This is a genomic window from Streptomyces sp. NPDC031111 (assembly GCF_055570675.1).
The window spans coordinates 112,690-128,038 of the sequence record NZ_JBVIGS010000005.1 but is presented as its reverse complement, the minus strand read 5'-3'; the positions used below and the strand labels follow the sequence as shown (position 1 = coordinate 128,038).

Below are 15,349 nucleotides of genomic sequence, written 5' to 3'. Positions count from 1 at the left end.
TGGCCCCCGGCGCCATCGACAACGGCGAGTCCACCGTGGACGAGCAGCCCGCCCGACTCCTTCGGACGAGTGGGCCACGGCCCACCACCGAAGCAGTCCCGACCTTCTCTTTGCAACCCCCGATCCTGATGAGCCCCGCGATGCCCGCTCCTTCCCGTCCCGGCCCGCCGGACCAGGACCGGCGGGCATCCCGAGAAGTGGCCCCGGCCCCGAATCGCCTGCTGCGTGCGGAAGTTGTCCTCATCGCGGGTCGGCCCGTCGCCGAAGTCGTACGCGCCGGATGTGTCCAGGCATGCCCCGCCCGGAGCCCCTGCCGCGTCCAGCGTGCTCGACGTGGATGACCTGGGGGATCCTGGAAGCGGTGAGGATGCCAAGGAGAAAGGTCCGGAAGGGACAGATGATCGATCATGACTGGACCGGCGACCGGCGACAGTCCCGAACCCGGGGATCCCTTCATCGACAGTGACGCCGTGGCCGTGATGGCTCCGGACGGGGCACTGTCCGCCTGGAGTCCCGGTGCGCAGCGCCTGCTGGGGTTCTCCGCCGCCGAGGCCGTGGGCCGGCCGGCGGCGGAACTGCTCGCATCCCCCCTGTCCAGCGCTGCCCGGGAGAGGCTGGCCGGGCAGCAGGGCTGGACCGGGCCGGTGGTGCTCCGCGACCGCGACGGCGCGCTGGTGGAATGCCGGCTGCGGACGCGTCCATTGACCACCGCGGACGGGCACACCGGCTGCTTCCTGGAGGCTGCCCGGCAGGTACCCGCCTCACCGCCCGGCGATCCGGCTCCCTTTCCGGAACTCGCTTCACCGCAGCAAGGGGAGGAAGAGGGCCACGACGAGGACCTGCTCCTGCGCTGGGCCTTCTACCAGTCCCCGTTCGCCCTGGCCATCCACGACACCAACGGCCGGTTCCTGCGGCTCAACCCCGCGATGGGGCGGCAGTGGGGAGCAACGGAGTCCGAACTCCGGGGACACCGGATCGCCGAGAACCCGCCGCTCCCGCAGTTCGAGGTGTCGGGGCAGACCGTCGAGCGAGTGCTGGCCACGGGCGTCCCGGAGCACTTCGAGCACCATGTGCGCGTACCGGGGGAGCAGTACCCGCATGCCTGGATCGTGCACGTACTCCCTCTCAAGGACCGGACCGGGGCCGTGCACGGTGTCCAGGCCGCCGCACTCGACTTCTCGGAGCAGGCCGCGGCCCGCGAGCGGCTGGCCCTGCTCAACGAGGCGAGCAGACGGATCGGCAGCACCCTGGACGTCGCCCGCACCGCCCAGGAGATGGCCGACGTGGCGGTGCCCGGCTGCGCGGACTTCATCTCGGTCGAACTCCTCGACGCCGTGCTGCACGGCGACGAGCCCACGCCGATTCCCGTAGACGGCCCGATGGAACTGCGGCGTACGGCTGTCCGCTCCGTAGCGCCGGGCGCGGTGGCGGTGGGCGGTCCGGCCCACTCCCCGAAGTTCTCGCCGCTCGAGCGCTGCCTTGCCACCGGCCGTGGCAGCGTGCACGGAGTCACCGATCCCGAGGTCGTCCACTGGCTGGACCAGGACCCCGACAACGCCGCCTGGGTGCGGCGCCACCGCCCTCATTCGCTGCTCGCGGTGCCACTGCGGGCCCGCGGGGTGAACCTCGGTGCCGCCCTGTTCACCCGAATGGACCCGTCCATGCCGGCGTACACGGAGGACGACCTGCGCGTCGCGGAGGAACTGGCGGCACGTGCGGCGGTCTGTATCGACAACGCCCGCCGCTATACACGCGAGCGCACCACCACCCTGGCCCTCCAGCACAGCCTGCTGCCGCAAGGGACCCCCGAGCAGGCCGCCGTGGACGTCGCCGGGCGCTATCTGCCGGCGGGGTCGCCGGCAGGGGTCGGCGGCGACTGGTTCGACGTGATCCCGCTGTCCGGCGCCCGTGTCGCCCTCGTCGTCGGTGACGTGGTCGGTCGTGGGCTGCACGCCTCCGCCGCCATGGGCCGGCTGCGTACGGCCGTACGCACGCTCGCCGACGTCGATCTGGCTCCCGACGAGCTCCTGGCGCACCTGGACGACCTGGTCATCCGCCTCAGCGCGGGTCTGGAGACCGGGGCCGACCCGCCGACCGCCGACCTCGGAGCCACCTGCCTGTACACGGTCTACGACCCCGTCTCCCGAATGTGGGTGCTCGCCAGCGCCGGGCACCCCTGGCCCGCCCTGGTGACCCCGGGCGGGACGGCGGAATTCGTCGAACTGCCCACCGGTCCTCCCCTGGGCCTCGGCGGGCATCCCTTCGAGTCCGTCGAGATCCGACTCCCCGAGGGCAGCCTCCTCGCGCTCTACACCGACGGCCTGATCGAGGGCCGCAGCCGTGACATCGACGCCGGCCTGCGGGCCCTGAGTACAGCCCTCGACGCAGCCGTTCCTTCGCTCGAGACCACCTGTGACAACGTCCTCAAGACATTGCTCGACGAGCGGCGGCCCGCTGACGACGTCGCGCTGGTCGTCGCCCGCACGCGCGCCCTGGACAGCCGGGCCGTCGCCCAATGGGACCTGCCCGCCGATCCGGCTGTCGTCGCCGAGGCCCGAGCCCTGGCAACCGCCCAACTCCATGCCTGGCAACTGGACGAGGCGGCCTTCGTCGCCGAACTCGTCATCAGCGAACTGGTGACCAACGCCATCCGTTACGCCGCGCCGCCCATCCAACTGCGGCTGATCGTGGACAGAGCGCTGATCTGCGAGGTGTCCGACGCCAGCAGCACCGCCCCGCATCTGCGCCGGGCGCGGACCTTCGACGAGGGCGGACGCGGCCTGATGCTGGTCGCCCAGCTCACCGAACGCTGGGGCACCCGCTACACCGGCACCGGCAAGATCATCTGGGCGGAGATGCCCCTTCCAGCGGGAGGGGGGACCGATGCGCAGCCACGAACGTGACGGGCCGGACCGAAGAGTTCAGCGTTGGTCGAGGTCGTTGGCGAACTGCAACCCCGCTGTGCCACCGGTCTCGATGAACAACTTCATGAACCGATCGACGGTCTCCTTGCGGGACCAGTCGCGTTGCAGCTCACACAGGAGCTGAGGCCACGTGATCAGTCGTGCGCCTGCCTGTTCGACACGGCGAAGTGCGGCCTCGTGCGCCACGAGGGAGGTGCCGCCCACGGCGTCCACCACGGGGTACACCTCGTAGCCTTCGCGCAGGGCGTCGAGAGTGGGAAACGTCAGACAGGCCTCCGTCCACAGTGCTGCGACGATCAGTTTCCGGCGGTTCGTGTCCCTGACCGCGTCGACGAATTCACGGTCCTCCCATGCGTTGATCGAGGTCCGGTCGTAGGTCGGCAGTCCGTCGAGCACCTGCCTGAGCTGCGGTATCGGAGGCTTGTTGAGTCCCGTTTCGACATTCACAGTCGAGTGGACGATCGGCAGTCCATAGGCCCGTCCGATCTTCGCCAGACCGACGACATTGTTGACCAGCAACTGCCGGTCCATGGAGGCGATCGAGCTCACTTGGACCGGCTGATAGTCGATGACGACGAGCGCGGCGTTCTTCGGCGTCAACAGGTCATCGGTCTCCTGGTCGCGGATCGGTTCGCTGGTCACCTTGTACTCCCTGAGGTGCTGGCCGATCACAGGCCACACGTCGATCAGCAAAACCTGCATTGCTGAGCAAGTGATCGGCGAAAGGCTCATTCCTTGCGGCGGCACCAATCGGCCTTCCACGCCCGCAGATCCCACGGTGTGCCGAACAGCAGGTGGTGCAGGAGGACCCGCGCCGAGGCGCAGTGCGGTCCTCGGGCTGGCGGCAGCATTCGATTGTGCTGGACGATTCGATTCGACCACCCGGCACCATGTCCCGCAACGCGAGCTACGAGGCGGTTACCCGGCGGCGATCTCGTCGCAGCCGGCAGAGGGCCGGCGCTCCGCCAGGGGCTCCGGCCGGAGGCGGCCCGGGTGACGGCCCCCCGGTATCACCGGAGGGGGCAAGTCCCACTCACGGTCGGTGATTTCATGACGCCGTATCACCCCACCGTGATCCACCGCTCAATGCCCCTTGAGAACGGACCCCAGGAGCGCAGGAAGCCCCGTCGGGGCAGGGTGACCCAATGGGTCCCTTGCCCCGACGGAGCTCGGTCGGCCGGGCGGCGGGTTACCGGCGCCCGGCAGAGGCCGGTGCCGCGTGCGACACTCCCCGGCTCAGCCGAAGTTCACGTCGCTGCACCACATGTAGGCCTGGTCGAGGTGCGAGGCCTGCCAGATCACGAACACGATGTGGTGTCCGGTGTAGCCGGAGGTCTGGACGGGGAACGTGATGTTCTGCGCCGGGGCGAAGCGGCCGGTCTGCGTGATGAAGTCGAGGTTGCCCCAGCCCAGGGTCTGGGTCTTGGGGTCGAAACCCTGCTTGCTCACGTAGACCTTGAAGTAGTCGGCACCGTGGGACGCCTGGTCGTACAGCTGGACCGAGAAGTTGTTGCCGACGGTGGTGGTCTTCCACGCCCCGGGCTTGTTCAGGCTGGCGTTCCTCGACAGGTTGTTGCTGCAGAGCGTCCCGTCGGGGGTCTTCGCCTGGAACTGGCCACCGAGGCCGTCGCGGAGCGCGCTCATCCAGTTCCACATGGTGTCGGCGTTGGCCTGGAAGGCCTGCCAACACATGGGGTCCTGGGTCTGCATGGCCGGGTTCGTGTGGTTGCTGCCCCACGTCTTCCAGCACTGGTACGCACGGGTGGCGGGGCCGACGACGGTGCCGTGAGCCTGGGCGGGGGTCGACCAGGTCAGTGCACCGACAACCACGGCGAACAGCATGACGACGGCCTGGAGAGGCCGGCGGAGGAACGTCCGCGAACGCCCGGTTAATGGACTCGTTTTGCGCATGTGGGGGGAACTCCTTCCAGTTGCAGGGCTGTCATGGGAGCGCTCCCAACGGTACGGCTGCTGAGTGAAATGTCAATGAAACAAACAAAGTTGATTACAGGGGCGGGCGGCGAGCAGGGAATCTGCCGTGAGCCGGGAGTCAGGGCGAGATCCCAGGTCCCGATGGTGCGCCTCCGCACACCCGAGTGGGCCTCGCCGGGCAAGTTGCCTGGTAGGGGCTGTGGCTGTCTGGCGTATCGGGCGGGGAACGCTGCCGATGGCACACAGCGGGAACGTGCGTACTCCTCGGATCTGAACCGACGGCACTGGCGCATGGATGTCGTGGCGAGGACAGGGCTGCCCCGCGGTGAGCGGGCGGCGTGGGCTGCGGCTCGGCCGTCGCCGGTTCCCCACCGATGATGGTTCCCCGTCGCGCCCTCCGCCCCCACCGACGTAGCGGCACCAGCTCGACGATCCGTCGGTGGTCCACCGCGAGCAACTCCACGGTCGCCGCTTCGTGCCAGTGCGGCACGGCTGCGCCCCCCTCGCGCCACGGGCCTCCTTGACCACCGCCGATGCCGCCCCGCGCACCCGCAGCGGGGCACTCCCCGCCTGAGGGTGAAGGCCCTCCACCCGCACCCCGGGCAGCTGCCCTTCCGCTCATCCGGCAACCAACGCCCCCACACTGAGCTGGAATTGAGCTGACAAGCCCGGTCACTGCGACACCGGTGAACATGCCTGGCCAAAGAGCCCATCCATCCCATCCGGAGGGACGTCGGCCTCCCATGACGCTGCGTCAATTCGCGGTCTTGCAGATCCGGACCAGCAGGGAATACTGCGTTCACGACCGGGCCCCGTCCGATCCCCGGCAGCACCACGCCCAGCAGGTCGGCCCACCGTCACTCCACCCGAGATGAGGTCTCATGAACCGAAATCGAGCCACCGTCAGCGCGGTCGCCGTGACCCTGTTCACCGCCGGTCTCGCCGTCGGCCCGGCAGCCGCCGCCAATGCCACCGAGGCGAAGGCCCGCGTCGGAGCCGACTGGGCAACTCAGTCGATCGTCTTAACCGCCGCCGCAGGGCAGACCAACAACCTCAACATATTCTCGATGTACACCAGCGACGGGATCCGGCGGATCGGCTTCAGCGACGTGGTCCCGCTCGAACCGGGCGACCACTGTGCGTACTCCAGAGCCGAGGACACCACCTCCGTCGTCTGCGAACTGCCCACCGACAGCCCCCGCCCCGACAGGATCGACGTCTTCCTCGGTGACGGCAACGACACGATCGCCGCCTTCGCCCCCGGGATCGGCACCGTCAGCGGCGGCCCCGGCGACGACGAACTGCACGCCCACACCGCACGCACGGTGCTGGGCGACGCGGGGAACGACATGGTCATGGGACCCGCCGCCCTGCACGGCGGCGACGGCATGGACCACCTGATGGGTGACAGCGGCAACCAGCAGATCTGGGGCGGCCGGGGCGATGACATGATCGAGGGTTACGGCGGTGACGACACCGTGCACGCCGGTCCCGGCGACGACCACGCCATGGGCGGGGACGGCCGCGACATCATTCTCGGCGGCCCCGGCAACGACACACTGGACGGCGAAGGCGGCGACGACCTCGTCTGCGGTGGCACCGGGAAGGACACCCTCGAAGGCGGACCCGGCCGCAACATCGTCCTCCCGTAAGTGCGCCTCCCTGCCCGAAGGCCCTGACCCGCGGCGCGAACAGCGTCGCGGGCGCCGAGCCACCGCCGTCGGCGACGAGCCACCCGAGCCGCGTCAACCGCGAACGCCGCGAGGTGACCCGGCGGAACCGGACCGTCGAACCTGTCGGTCGGCGCGGGCGCGAGTCTCCAGGCTGCTCGGCCTCACGGCCGAGCAGCCTGCGCGGCATCCGTATGCTCCGGTCATGAGATTCTTCCGGTCGCGCGGCCGAAGCGACGCCGAACGCATGACGGGAACGCCCGTCGCTGAGGCCAAAGCCCTGTACGAAGCCGGGCGTTACGCCGAGGCGGAGGCCGAAGCCCGCGCCGTGGCCCGCTCGCGGCCACGCGACGACGAATACGCGGCCGTGGCGCTGAACATCGCCGCGATCGCGACGGGCGCCCAAGGTCGCCACGCCGAGGCACTCGCCGCCTACGACGAAGCGCTGGCCGCCTTCAGGCGGGTATTCGGTGCCGATCACTGGCTGACCCTGAAGCTGCGCTCGGACCGCGCCCAGCAGATGGTCTTGTCCGGTCAGCACGCCGAGTGCGAGGCAGAATGTGCGGCCGTCGCCGAGGCAGCGGGCCGCGGTACCGGCCCGGAAATGGCACGCTTGGCCGCGGCCGCACGCAATGGCCTGGTCTTCGCGCTCAATGCGCAGGGGCGCCACCAGGAGGCCGAGGCACTCGCCCGCGAGGCCCTGGCCGCCCATCGCGCACGTGACCGGGCGTCCCTCGTCCTGCGACTCGGCCTGGCTCGCAGCCTCAACGGCCAAGCCCGCCACGAAGACGCCCTGACCGAGGCGCAGAGCGCCGAAAAGCTGTACCGCGCTTTGCCCGAATACCAGCGCCATCCAGATAAAGGCGCCGTCGAACTGGCCTTCGCCACTGCCCTGTTGGGGCTGCGCCGCGCTCCCGAGGCCCGTCGCCGGGCTGCGGCCGCTCACGATGCCTGCCTGGCCTCCTTCGGCCCGGACCACCGCCGCACCGTCGAAGCCCGAACGCTGCTCGAGCGCATCGACGGCACTCGACCGTAACCGGCACTTCCCGTCACCGCCGGCTCGTTCCGCCGCTCGTGCTCGAACCGGAAGGGTGCCGGCCAGGAGCCCTTCTGTGGGCGGGGTCAGGCTGCGGAGCTGTGATCGGCTTCAGGCTGCGGGAAGGCGACGCTGACGCGTGTTCCATGGTCCGGCCGACTGTCGAGATCGATGCGGGCGTGGTGGTGTTCGGCGATGGCGGCGGCGATGGCCAGGCCGAGGCCGGTGCCACCGTGAGCGCGGCTGCGGCCTCGGTCGGCGCGGTAGAAGCGATCGAAGACAAGGCCGACGGCGTGGTCGGGGATGCCGGGTCCCTTGTCCTGGACGGTGAGGACGATCTGGCTCTCGCGGGTGCGGAGTACTACGGTGCAGGGTGCGGTGGGAGGGGTGTGCATGCGGACGTTGCTCAGGAGGTTGGCGAGCAGGCCGCGCACTTGCGCCTCGTCGCCGAGGGCGGTGACGTCACAGCTCCGCCGGTCGCGCCCAGAAACTGATCGACGACAGCTTCGGCCCCGGCCACAGCGGCCCCCTGGTCGTCCTGGCGCAGGGTTCCGACGAGAAGGCCACGACCGCGGCCGCACAGCAGGCAGCCGACCGGATCACGGACCTGCCCGGCGTCGTCTCCGTCTCCCCACCCATCGCATCCGACTCGGGCGACGCCGTCCTGCTCCAGGTCACCCCCTCCTCCGGCCCCGACACGCAGGCCACCGCCACCGTCCTGTCCGAAATCCGCAGCGCGCGCGACAGCATCGAGCGGCAAACAGGCACCCAACCTGCTCTCCCTCGGCGCCTCCCTGGGCGTCCTCGTGGCGGTCTTCCAGTGGGGCTGGCTGTCCGGGCCCCTCGGCATCGCGGACACCGGGCCCGTCCTGAGCTTCCTGCCCATGCTGCTCGTGGGCATCCTGTTCGGCCTCGCCATGGACTACGAGGTCTTCCTGGTCTCCCGCATGCGCGAGGAGTACACCCACGGCACGCCCCCCACCGAGTCGGTCGTCCGAGGCTTCGGCCACAGCTCCAAGGTCGTCACCGCCGCCGCACTCATCATGATCGCCGTCTTCGGCGGCTTCGTCCTCGCCGAGATGCAGGTCATCAAGGGCATGGGCCTGGCCATGGCCGTCGGCGTCCTCATGGACGCCTTCGCCGTCCGCATGACCCTCGTACCGGCCGTGATGACCCTGCTGGGCCACAAGGCATGGTGGCTCCCGCGCTTCCTCCATCGCGTCCTGCCCAACGTCGACGTGGAGGGCGAACAGCTCATGCGCCACGCCACCACCCCGCGGACCCTGCCCCACCAGACGCCGCAGCCCGTCCCCGCCCTGCACGACAGGCACGACCAATAGCGCGGTCCTGAAAATCCGAGCACCGTGCCGCGCCGACGTCACATCCGCACCCGAGCCACGTCGGCGCGGCCCGGAGCCCAAGCGAGCCGCACCAGCGGGAGAGGAGTCAGGGCGTGCCCGGTGCCGGCGCGCAGAGTGCCGCCACCAGTCACTTCCAGGCGTTGGTGGCTGGTGGCCCGCCCTTTGAGGCAGCCCTTCCCGTACCCCTATGACTTTCCAGTGCCCTCCGGCGTCCCTCCCGTGTGACCGTAGGCATGGCAAGCGCACCACGACATGGGGGAACCACATGAACTTTCACGGGAAGCGTGCCCGGACGGTCGCAGCGGTCATGGGCACCGCCATTGCGGTCACGCTCGGACTGGCGGCCTCGCCCGCCTCGGCGAAGGCATCCGACGGCTGGGTGCGCGGGTACGACAAGTTCTCGGACGACTTCGACGACGAGGGCGTCCTGAGCAGGACCAGTCACACCTCGTCCAACGCCGCCTGTCTGTGGCAGAGGATCCTGTGGGCCGAAGGAGCCATTTACCGGCCCAGCGTCGACGCCGCCGATCGGAAGTTCGCGAACAGCCAGGTCACCGGATACTTCGGCGACGCCACCTACCGGGCGACCCGGTCACTCCAGGCCCGCTGGGGCCTGAGCGTGGACGGCGAGGTCGGAAAGGCGACCCTCGCCAAGGCGGGTACACACCTGCGCAAGAAGTCCGGCAGTACGGCGCGGGGGGAAACGCTGGTTCTCTACTACACGGGCAACGACCACACCGTCACCTTCGAGCGCAACACCCAGGGAAAGTACCTCTTCAAGGACAAGAACCAGGACTGGCGGCAGGCCGGGTACGACTACCGCACCTGCTCCTGACGACGCCGTCCGGCCGCCTCGTCCCTCGGTTGTGGCTGCCCGGCGTCAGCGACTGCGGACGCCCTGGGCGGCCTCGTGGGCTCGATGGTGGTGGCGGCCTCGCCGATGACGCGGGCCGGGGTGGTGGCGTCGTTCCGGTCGCGCGCCATCCGGTCCACGGCGGCGGAGTTTTGCAGCAGGGCTTGGGGCAGGTGCTCGGCGAGTTCGTGCCGCGTACCGCCCGGCATCCGGCCGAACGGCAGTGTCACGGAGCAGGCCATGCCCTGTCGCCGGCTTGTCGCGTCACCCATTGCTCAGGCTTCCCAGCGAGCCGTATGAAAAGTTCAATACCAGGCTGGTGATGCGGGTGGTAGAGCATCGCAGCTTGCGCAGGAGCCGCCAGGTCTGGAGCGTGGCCATGGCTTGCTCGATGAGTGCGCGGATCTTCGCGTGCGAGCGGTTGACGGCCTGCTGGCCTGCGGACAGGGTCTCCGGTCTCCCAGTCCGGGCGGGGTCGCCAGACCTCCATGGTGCGGGCAGGCTGTGGTCGACCGGTAGCGGAATGATCTTGACGTGGTTGATGTGATCACGGTGTCGGAGCCCTCCTGGATAGCCCTGTTCACCGGGGTGAGCCCGCGCGCATTCGGCCAGTTGGTGGGGCAGTTGCGCCGGTAGCCTGCGGGCACCCCAGGCCGTGGCCGACCGTGGAAGCTGCCACTGGAGGACCGGGTGCCGCTGGTGGCTGCGTGTTGGCGGACGAATCACACGTTGCACCAGTTGGCCCCAGTGTTCGGGGTGTCGAAATCGGCCGCCAGACCGCGTGATTCACCATCACGGGCCGAAGCGGGCCCTGGAGCCGCGCGGGCGATTCGCGAAGGATGCGAGCAAACCGGCGAAGGCCGGCTCAGATCTGCCGCTACCTGACTCGCAGCCTGCGGCCTTGACGGGCGGCTGGCGGTTCCGCGTCCTGCTGTCCTGCTTCAGCGAGAGCATGCGGCTCAAGGATGGGCAGCTCACGGGACAGAAAGCATCGTCCAGAATCGAAGCATGGACGTTCCTCAGCTTCTGGAAGCTGCCTCACTGCTGGTGCCCGAAGCCGTCGCCACCGAGAACGACCTCACGGTGAACGACGTCTGGGATTACCTCGCTGACGATGAGTGGGAAGTCGCTCTCGGCCTGTTGGAGGAGCTTGGTGCTGTCCCCCCGCTTCCGCTCACCTTCTGGCAGACCCTCGCCACCGCCGCCGAGCAGATGCGACTCGACAGGAGCGCGGCCTGGTGCCACTGGCGCTGTTTCGAAACCCGCAACGGCATCATCCGAGCCGACCTCACCCTCAGACCAGCCCACGAGGCCCGTCGGCAGGCACCCTTCTCCGGAGCCGGCGTCCTACGACCGATGTGGAACATCGGAGGGAAAACCTCGACAGGCGAACCTGACCTCTACATAGCCGCCCTTTGGGTGGAGTTCACGCCCTTCATGGCGCCCGGAGGGCAGGCCACGGTGCGTCTCGCCCCGCTCTCCCCGTCGAAGTGGCAGCAGCTTCAGCCCGGTCAAGTGATCACCATGCACGAGGATCGGACTGTTGCTGGAACGGCGGTCGTCCTGGAGATCCAGGGCCCATCAGTCCCGCCTGCTGCCGCTCCCGATTCGACTGCCCTCGATCGACGAGGACCTCGATGGTGCACACGTTGCGAGCGAAGTCCTCGGCGTCCTTGTAGGCCTTGGTGAGCGTGCTCGGGCTGGTTTCAATGGTGGAGTCGGGTATTGAAACTGTCCGAATACCCCTGTGCCCGACGGGCCTTGAGCTACACATCGGGCCTGCTCCCGACGTGTTGTGGTAGGCAGGGTCGGTGATCAGCCGACTCCCTATCGACCAGCAACTTGAGTCCCTGCGCGCGGTGCTGTCCCGCAACGACGTGCTGACGGAGGTGCTGACGCGGACTGCGACGTTGGATCTGCCTGAGTGGTATGTGACGGCAGGATGCCTGTTCCAGACCGTGTGGAACGTGGTCACGGGCAGGCCACCGACCAGCGGTATCAAGGACTATGACGTCTTCTACTTCGACGGCGGCGATCTGTCCTGGGAGGCGGAGGACACGGTGATTAGGGCCGGTCGGGAGGTATTTGCCGACCTGCCTGCAGAAGTTGAGATCCGGAACGAAGCGCGCGTCCACCTCTGGTATGAGGACAAGTTCGGGGTGGCGTGCCCGCCGTATGAGTCCACCGAGGCGGCGATCGATAGTTTCGCCGCGACGACGTGCTGTCTGGGAGTACGTGTGGAGACGGGCGGCGGGTGGCGTGTGTATGCGCCGCATGGGCTGTCGGACGTGTTCAACCTCGTCGTCCGCCCGAACCCGGTACTGGCCCCGCGGTCGGTCTATGAGACCAAGGCGGCACGGTGGCAGGAGCAATGGCCCGAGCTGACCGTGTTGGACTGGCCGTCCACCGGCATCACGAGGATCTCGGCCGACGGCTGACCTCGGTGGCGTAAGCGGCCCAGTCTCCGGCAGCGGCTCGCTGCCACTGGACGGCGACGGTGATGTCGATGCCGAGGGTGAGGGCGAGGACTGCAGCGGGCAGTTCGGTGGCGAGTCGGCAGAGCGCGGTTCAGCGGGTCTCGGCGAGGCGGATGACGAGTTTGCGGAGCCGTTCGCCCATGGCCCAGGCACTGATCGGTCGGCCGGGCTGGTCTCCGGGGAACAGCCAGGGAGAGTCCGTCTGCCGCGGGAACGCGACCCGTAGGAAGGCCAGTTCAGCAACGGGTGTGGGGAGAGCTCGACCGGGACGGCGCCGAGGCAGGTGCTTTCCGGATGGGCTTACGCCGCTGGTTCAACACTCACCACGATGGCTCGTCTCCGAAGGTGAATCGCCAGGATCTCCATCTCGACGAGCGTGCCGATGAGACCCCTCTCGGCGAGCTCCGCGGCCTGTGCTCGTGCTTCGCCCAGGGTTAGTTCCCGCGCATTGCGGAGGGCCTGCAGCACAGGAGCGAGGTTCGGCATGTCTCCGGAGAGGTGAAGCCGCGCGGGCCCGTGCGCTTGCAACAGAGCCTGTCGAATGTTCTCGGGCGTGACGGGGCCGCTGTCTTGCCAGCACCACCGATTCAGGCAGTCCGCGCAGCGTCCTTCGGTGCCCCAGCGGAGCATGCCGCGGTCGAAGAACTGACCGACATCGCAGGTCGTCGTGCCTCCGCAGTCACTGCACCGGCCTGTGACCTGTACTCCTTGCGTGATCACAGGGGCTCCTCGGCGTCATGGGTCAATTGCTGGCGGGATCGTCCCTGCTTCATCCGGCGGCTGGGTGTCCCGGTTGGCGCGGGGGACGTTCTGTGTCCGGAGTGGGGGACGTGTGTCCTGGCAGGGTGGGGCCCGTCAGCTGTCGGTGCGCCGGTGGCGCTGGTAGTGGCGGGCGGAGCGGGCTCGGTTGCCGCAGGCTGCGGAGCACCATTCCCTGCGAGGGTGGTCCTTGAGGAAGTACAGGACGCATCCCGGGGCCAGGCAGGCGCGCAGCCGGCGGCGGGTGTCCTGGCTGAAGAGTTCGATGGATTCTTCAGCGATGAGGGAGGCGGCGGCGGATGCCGCCTGGCCGCTGGTGCGGGTGTGGCGTGAGGGTGCCTGGCCGGGCGTCCAGGACAGCGCCGACCAGTGAGGTGTGTCGCCGGCGGCCTGGTTGAGCACGGTGACGGCTGCCTGCAGATCGCGGGTGCTGGACACGGCTGTGGGGCGCGGATCCTGGACGGCCTCGGCGGCGAGCCGGCGCAGAGCGTCGCGCAGCTTGATCAGCCGGTCGCCGAGGCGGTCGAGGTCGGCGGTGGTGAGGGCGTCGAGGTCGTCCGGCGTCATCAAGTCGACGCGGGGGGAGACCGCGTGCAGCCAGGACCTCGTGCCGTCCGGATCGCGCAGCGCGTCGTGCACGCCGTCCCGGTCGGCCCAGACGGTGTTCATCAGCTCCACTGGGAGCGGCTCGTCCAGCAGCGGGGCGTTCGTGGTCATGCCATCGATGCTAGCGCAGTTCTAACGGTTGTCATCACTTCCATCCGTTGACATGAGGGCGGGTGCGTGTCATGGTTCATCTAATGGTTGGAAGCGCATACAAGCGTCAGAATCAGCGGGATGAAGGAGTGCTCCTGTCATGACTGGTTTCGCTCCCGTCGAGCCCGCCACCGCCACCGCCCACCGGCAAGGCCGGCGAGCTGCTTGCCGACGTGCACAAGACCCTCGGCCTGACGCCGAACATGACCAAGGTGATGGCCAACAGCCCCGCCGGGATCGACGCCGACGAGCTGGAGGCGGCCCGGGACGCCAAGGCCTCCGACACCCACACCCAGGCACTGCTGCCTCTGCCCGACGCCATCGCCCGCGGCCACGGCCAGGTCGACGACGACGCTGTGCAGGCCGCGTGTGACCTCGGCGCCACCGACGTTGAGATCGGCGAGGTTGTCGGCCACCTGGCCCCGAACGTCCTGACCAACCACTTCAACATCCTCGCCAAGGTCGACAACGACTGACCCGTGGTCACCCCGCATTGCGGCACGACTCGCGCCCGCCCCGCCGGCCCATCCCCACTTGCCGCCCAGGACGGGGCCGACGGCCACCCACTCGCCCGCCTTTCGGCGCCCACGGCAGCATCTGGGAGGAACAAAATGATGACCGACCCGGCACACACCACCACCGCGGGGTTCCACGAGGGTGAGCTGGCCGTGCAGCGTCATGCGGGCGTGGCCAGGGAGGCAGCCCGGCTCTCCGGCATGCTGGCCCCCGCCCGGCTGAGCGGCGGCGTGACGCGGTTCCTGGCGGAGAGAACCTACGCGGCGATCACCGCCCGCGACGCGGCCGGCGCGCTGTGGATCTCCCCGCTCACCGGCCCGCCCGGGTTTCTCCGCGTCACCGCGCCGGCGGCCCTCGATGTGCAGACGCTGCCCGCCGAGGGCGACCCGCTTCACCAACTACCGACGGATCAGCCGGTGGGGCTGATCGTGATCGAGTTCGCCGCCCGCCGGCGCCTGCGGATCAACGGCACTCTGTCCCGCACCGGGAGCGGCGGGCTGCGCATCGACGTGGAGCAGGCGTACGGCAACTGCCCGCAGTACATCCAGCGCCGCCACCTCGAACCCGCACCCGTCATGCCCTACGGCGCGGAGCCGGTGCGGCACGGCATCACCCTCACGCAGGACGACGTCGATCTGATCCGCCGGTCCGACACCTTCCTGATCGGCACAACCCATCCCTCCCATGGCAGCGACGCCTCGCACCGCGGTGGGCCCCCCGGGTTCGTCCGCGTCGAGGCGGGAGGCCTGTGGTGGCCCGACTACCGGGGCAACAACATGTTCAACACACTCGGCAACCTGGAGACCGACCCCGCGGCCGCCCTGCTCTTCTGCGACTTCACCACCGGTCGCACCCTGCACCTGTCCGGCCGGGCCGCCCTGGAATGGACCCGGCCTGACACCCCCGGCGACGACGACCGCACCCGCCGACGCGTCCACTTCAACCCCCAGCGGCTGGTGGCCGGCCGGCTGCTGCCGCTGCAAGCCGGCACCGTCACCGCCGCCCCCGACAACCCGCCGCTGACCGACCAGCCATCCGCACCGTGAGTGAAGGGACAGCTCTCCC

Annotated in this window: 14 protein-coding genes and 3 pseudogenes; 10 read left to right on the top strand and 7 right to left on the bottom strand. The window is 69.2% G+C overall.

Features of this window, described 5'->3' with window-relative positions:
- Positions 1–407 precede the first annotated feature (407 nt).
- Complete coding sequence (locus tag ACZ470_RS13430; protein ID WP_468427005.1) at positions 408–2,903, top strand: SpoIIE family protein phosphatase; 2,496 nt, start codon at positions 408–410, stop codon at positions 2,901–2,903.
- A gap of 18 nt (positions 2,904–2,921) precedes the next feature.
- On the opposite strand, the gene ACZ470_RS13425 is transcribed toward ACZ470_RS13430, so the two are convergent.
- Both ACZ470_RS13425 and ACZ470_RS13420 read right to left on the bottom strand, forming a co-directional pair.
- Positions 2,922–3,686, bottom strand: a complete 765-nt coding sequence (locus tag ACZ470_RS13425) for a hydrolase (RefSeq protein WP_468427004.1) — start codon at positions 3,684–3,686, stop codon at positions 2,922–2,924.
- Positions 3,687–4,160: 474 nt separating this feature from the next.
- Entirely contained in the window at positions 4,161–4,835 is a 675-nt protein-coding gene (locus ACZ470_RS13420; RefSeq protein ID WP_468427003.1) for a lytic polysaccharide monooxygenase auxiliary activity family 9 protein, read from the bottom strand.
- Between the two features lie 902 nt (positions 4,836–5,737).
- Here ACZ470_RS13420 and ACZ470_RS13415 point away from each other — a divergent pair.
- Both ACZ470_RS13415 and ACZ470_RS13410 read left to right on the top strand, forming a co-directional pair.
- The gene (locus ACZ470_RS13415) at positions 5,738–6,508 is read left to right on the top strand and encodes a calcium-binding protein (RefSeq protein ID WP_468427002.1); all 771 of its coding nucleotides are present in this window, start codon (positions 5,738–5,740) and stop codon (positions 6,506–6,508) included.
- A gap of 223 nt (positions 6,509–6,731) precedes the next feature.
- Positions 6,732–7,562, top strand: a complete 831-nt coding sequence (locus ACZ470_RS13410) for a tetratricopeptide repeat protein (protein WP_468427001.1) — start codon at positions 6,732–6,734, stop codon at positions 7,560–7,562.
- A gap of 86 nt (positions 7,563–7,648) precedes the next feature.
- On the opposite strand, the gene ACZ470_RS13405 is transcribed toward ACZ470_RS13410, so the two are convergent.
- The gene (locus ACZ470_RS13405) at positions 7,649–7,957 is read right to left on the bottom strand and encodes an ATP-binding protein (RefSeq protein ID WP_468427204.1); all 309 of its coding nucleotides are present in this window, start codon (positions 7,955–7,957) and stop codon (positions 7,649–7,651) included.
- Positions 7,958–8,368: 411 nt separating this feature from the next.
- Between ACZ470_RS13405 and ACZ470_RS13400 the strand changes: the two are divergent.
- A pseudogene (locus ACZ470_RS13400) lies at positions 8,369–8,902 on the top strand (MMPL family transporter); the annotation flags it as partial.
- Between the two features lie 328 nt (positions 8,903–9,230).
- Positions 9,231–9,758, top strand: coding sequence for a peptidoglycan-binding domain-containing protein (locus ACZ470_RS13395; protein WP_468427000.1), 528 nt, complete (start codon positions 9,231–9,233; stop codon positions 9,756–9,758).
- On the opposite strand, the gene ACZ470_RS13390 is transcribed toward ACZ470_RS13395, so the two are convergent.
- Entirely contained in the window at positions 9,740–10,048 is a 309-nt protein-coding gene (locus ACZ470_RS13390; RefSeq protein WP_468426999.1) for a hypothetical protein, read from the bottom strand. The two genes, ACZ470_RS13395 and ACZ470_RS13390, sit on opposite strands and share 19 nt — an antisense overlap.
- Positions 10,041–10,238 (bottom strand): annotated as a pseudogene (locus ACZ470_RS13385) (hypothetical protein); the annotation flags it as partial. The gene ACZ470_RS13390 and the pseudogene ACZ470_RS13385, both read right to left, overlap by 8 nt.
- A gap of 72 nt (positions 10,239–10,310) precedes the next feature.
- On the opposite strand from ACZ470_RS13385, the pseudogene ACZ470_RS13380 reads away from it, so the two are divergent.
- The 3 genes and pseudogenes from ACZ470_RS13380 to ACZ470_RS13370 all read left to right on the top strand — a co-directional run.
- Positions 10,311–10,620 (top strand): annotated as a pseudogene (locus ACZ470_RS13380) (helix-turn-helix domain-containing protein); the annotation flags it as partial.
- A 164-nt stretch (positions 10,621–10,784) separates the two neighbouring features.
- Positions 10,785–11,465, top strand: coding sequence for a hypothetical protein (locus tag ACZ470_RS13375; RefSeq protein WP_468426998.1), 681 nt, complete (start codon positions 10,785–10,787; stop codon positions 11,463–11,465).
- 122 nt (positions 11,466–11,587) lie between these two features.
- Positions 11,588–12,214 carry a nucleotidyltransferase family protein gene (locus ACZ470_RS13370; protein WP_468426997.1) on the top strand — a complete coding sequence of 209 codons (627 nt, stop codon included), beginning with the start codon at positions 11,588–11,590 and terminating at the stop codon, positions 12,212–12,214.
- 339 nt (positions 12,215–12,553) lie between these two features.
- Here the strand turns inward: ACZ470_RS13370 and ACZ470_RS13365 are convergent, their stop codons facing one another.
- Both ACZ470_RS13365 and ACZ470_RS13360 read right to left on the bottom strand, forming a co-directional pair.
- Positions 12,554–12,973 (bottom strand): hypothetical protein, encoded by a 420-nt coding sequence (locus ACZ470_RS13365; RefSeq protein WP_468426996.1) that lies wholly within the window; start codon positions 12,971–12,973, stop codon positions 12,554–12,556.
- A gap of 135 nt (positions 12,974–13,108) precedes the next feature.
- Entirely contained in the window at positions 13,109–13,729 is a 621-nt protein-coding gene (locus ACZ470_RS13360) for a CGNR zinc finger domain-containing protein (RefSeq protein ID WP_468426995.1), read from the bottom strand.
- 212 nt (positions 13,730–13,941) lie between these two features.
- Between ACZ470_RS13360 and ACZ470_RS13355 the strand changes: the two genes are divergently transcribed.
- Positions 13,942–14,244, top strand: coding sequence for a carboxymuconolactone decarboxylase family protein (locus ACZ470_RS13355; RefSeq protein WP_468426994.1), 303 nt, complete (start codon positions 13,942–13,944; stop codon positions 14,242–14,244).
- Positions 14,245–14,379: 135 nt separating this feature from the next.
- A complete protein-coding gene (locus ACZ470_RS13350) occupies positions 14,380–15,330 on the top strand; it encodes a pyridoxamine 5'-phosphate oxidase family protein (RefSeq protein WP_468426993.1) in 951 nt (316 codons plus the stop codon).
- Positions 15,331–15,349: the final 19 nt, after the last annotated feature.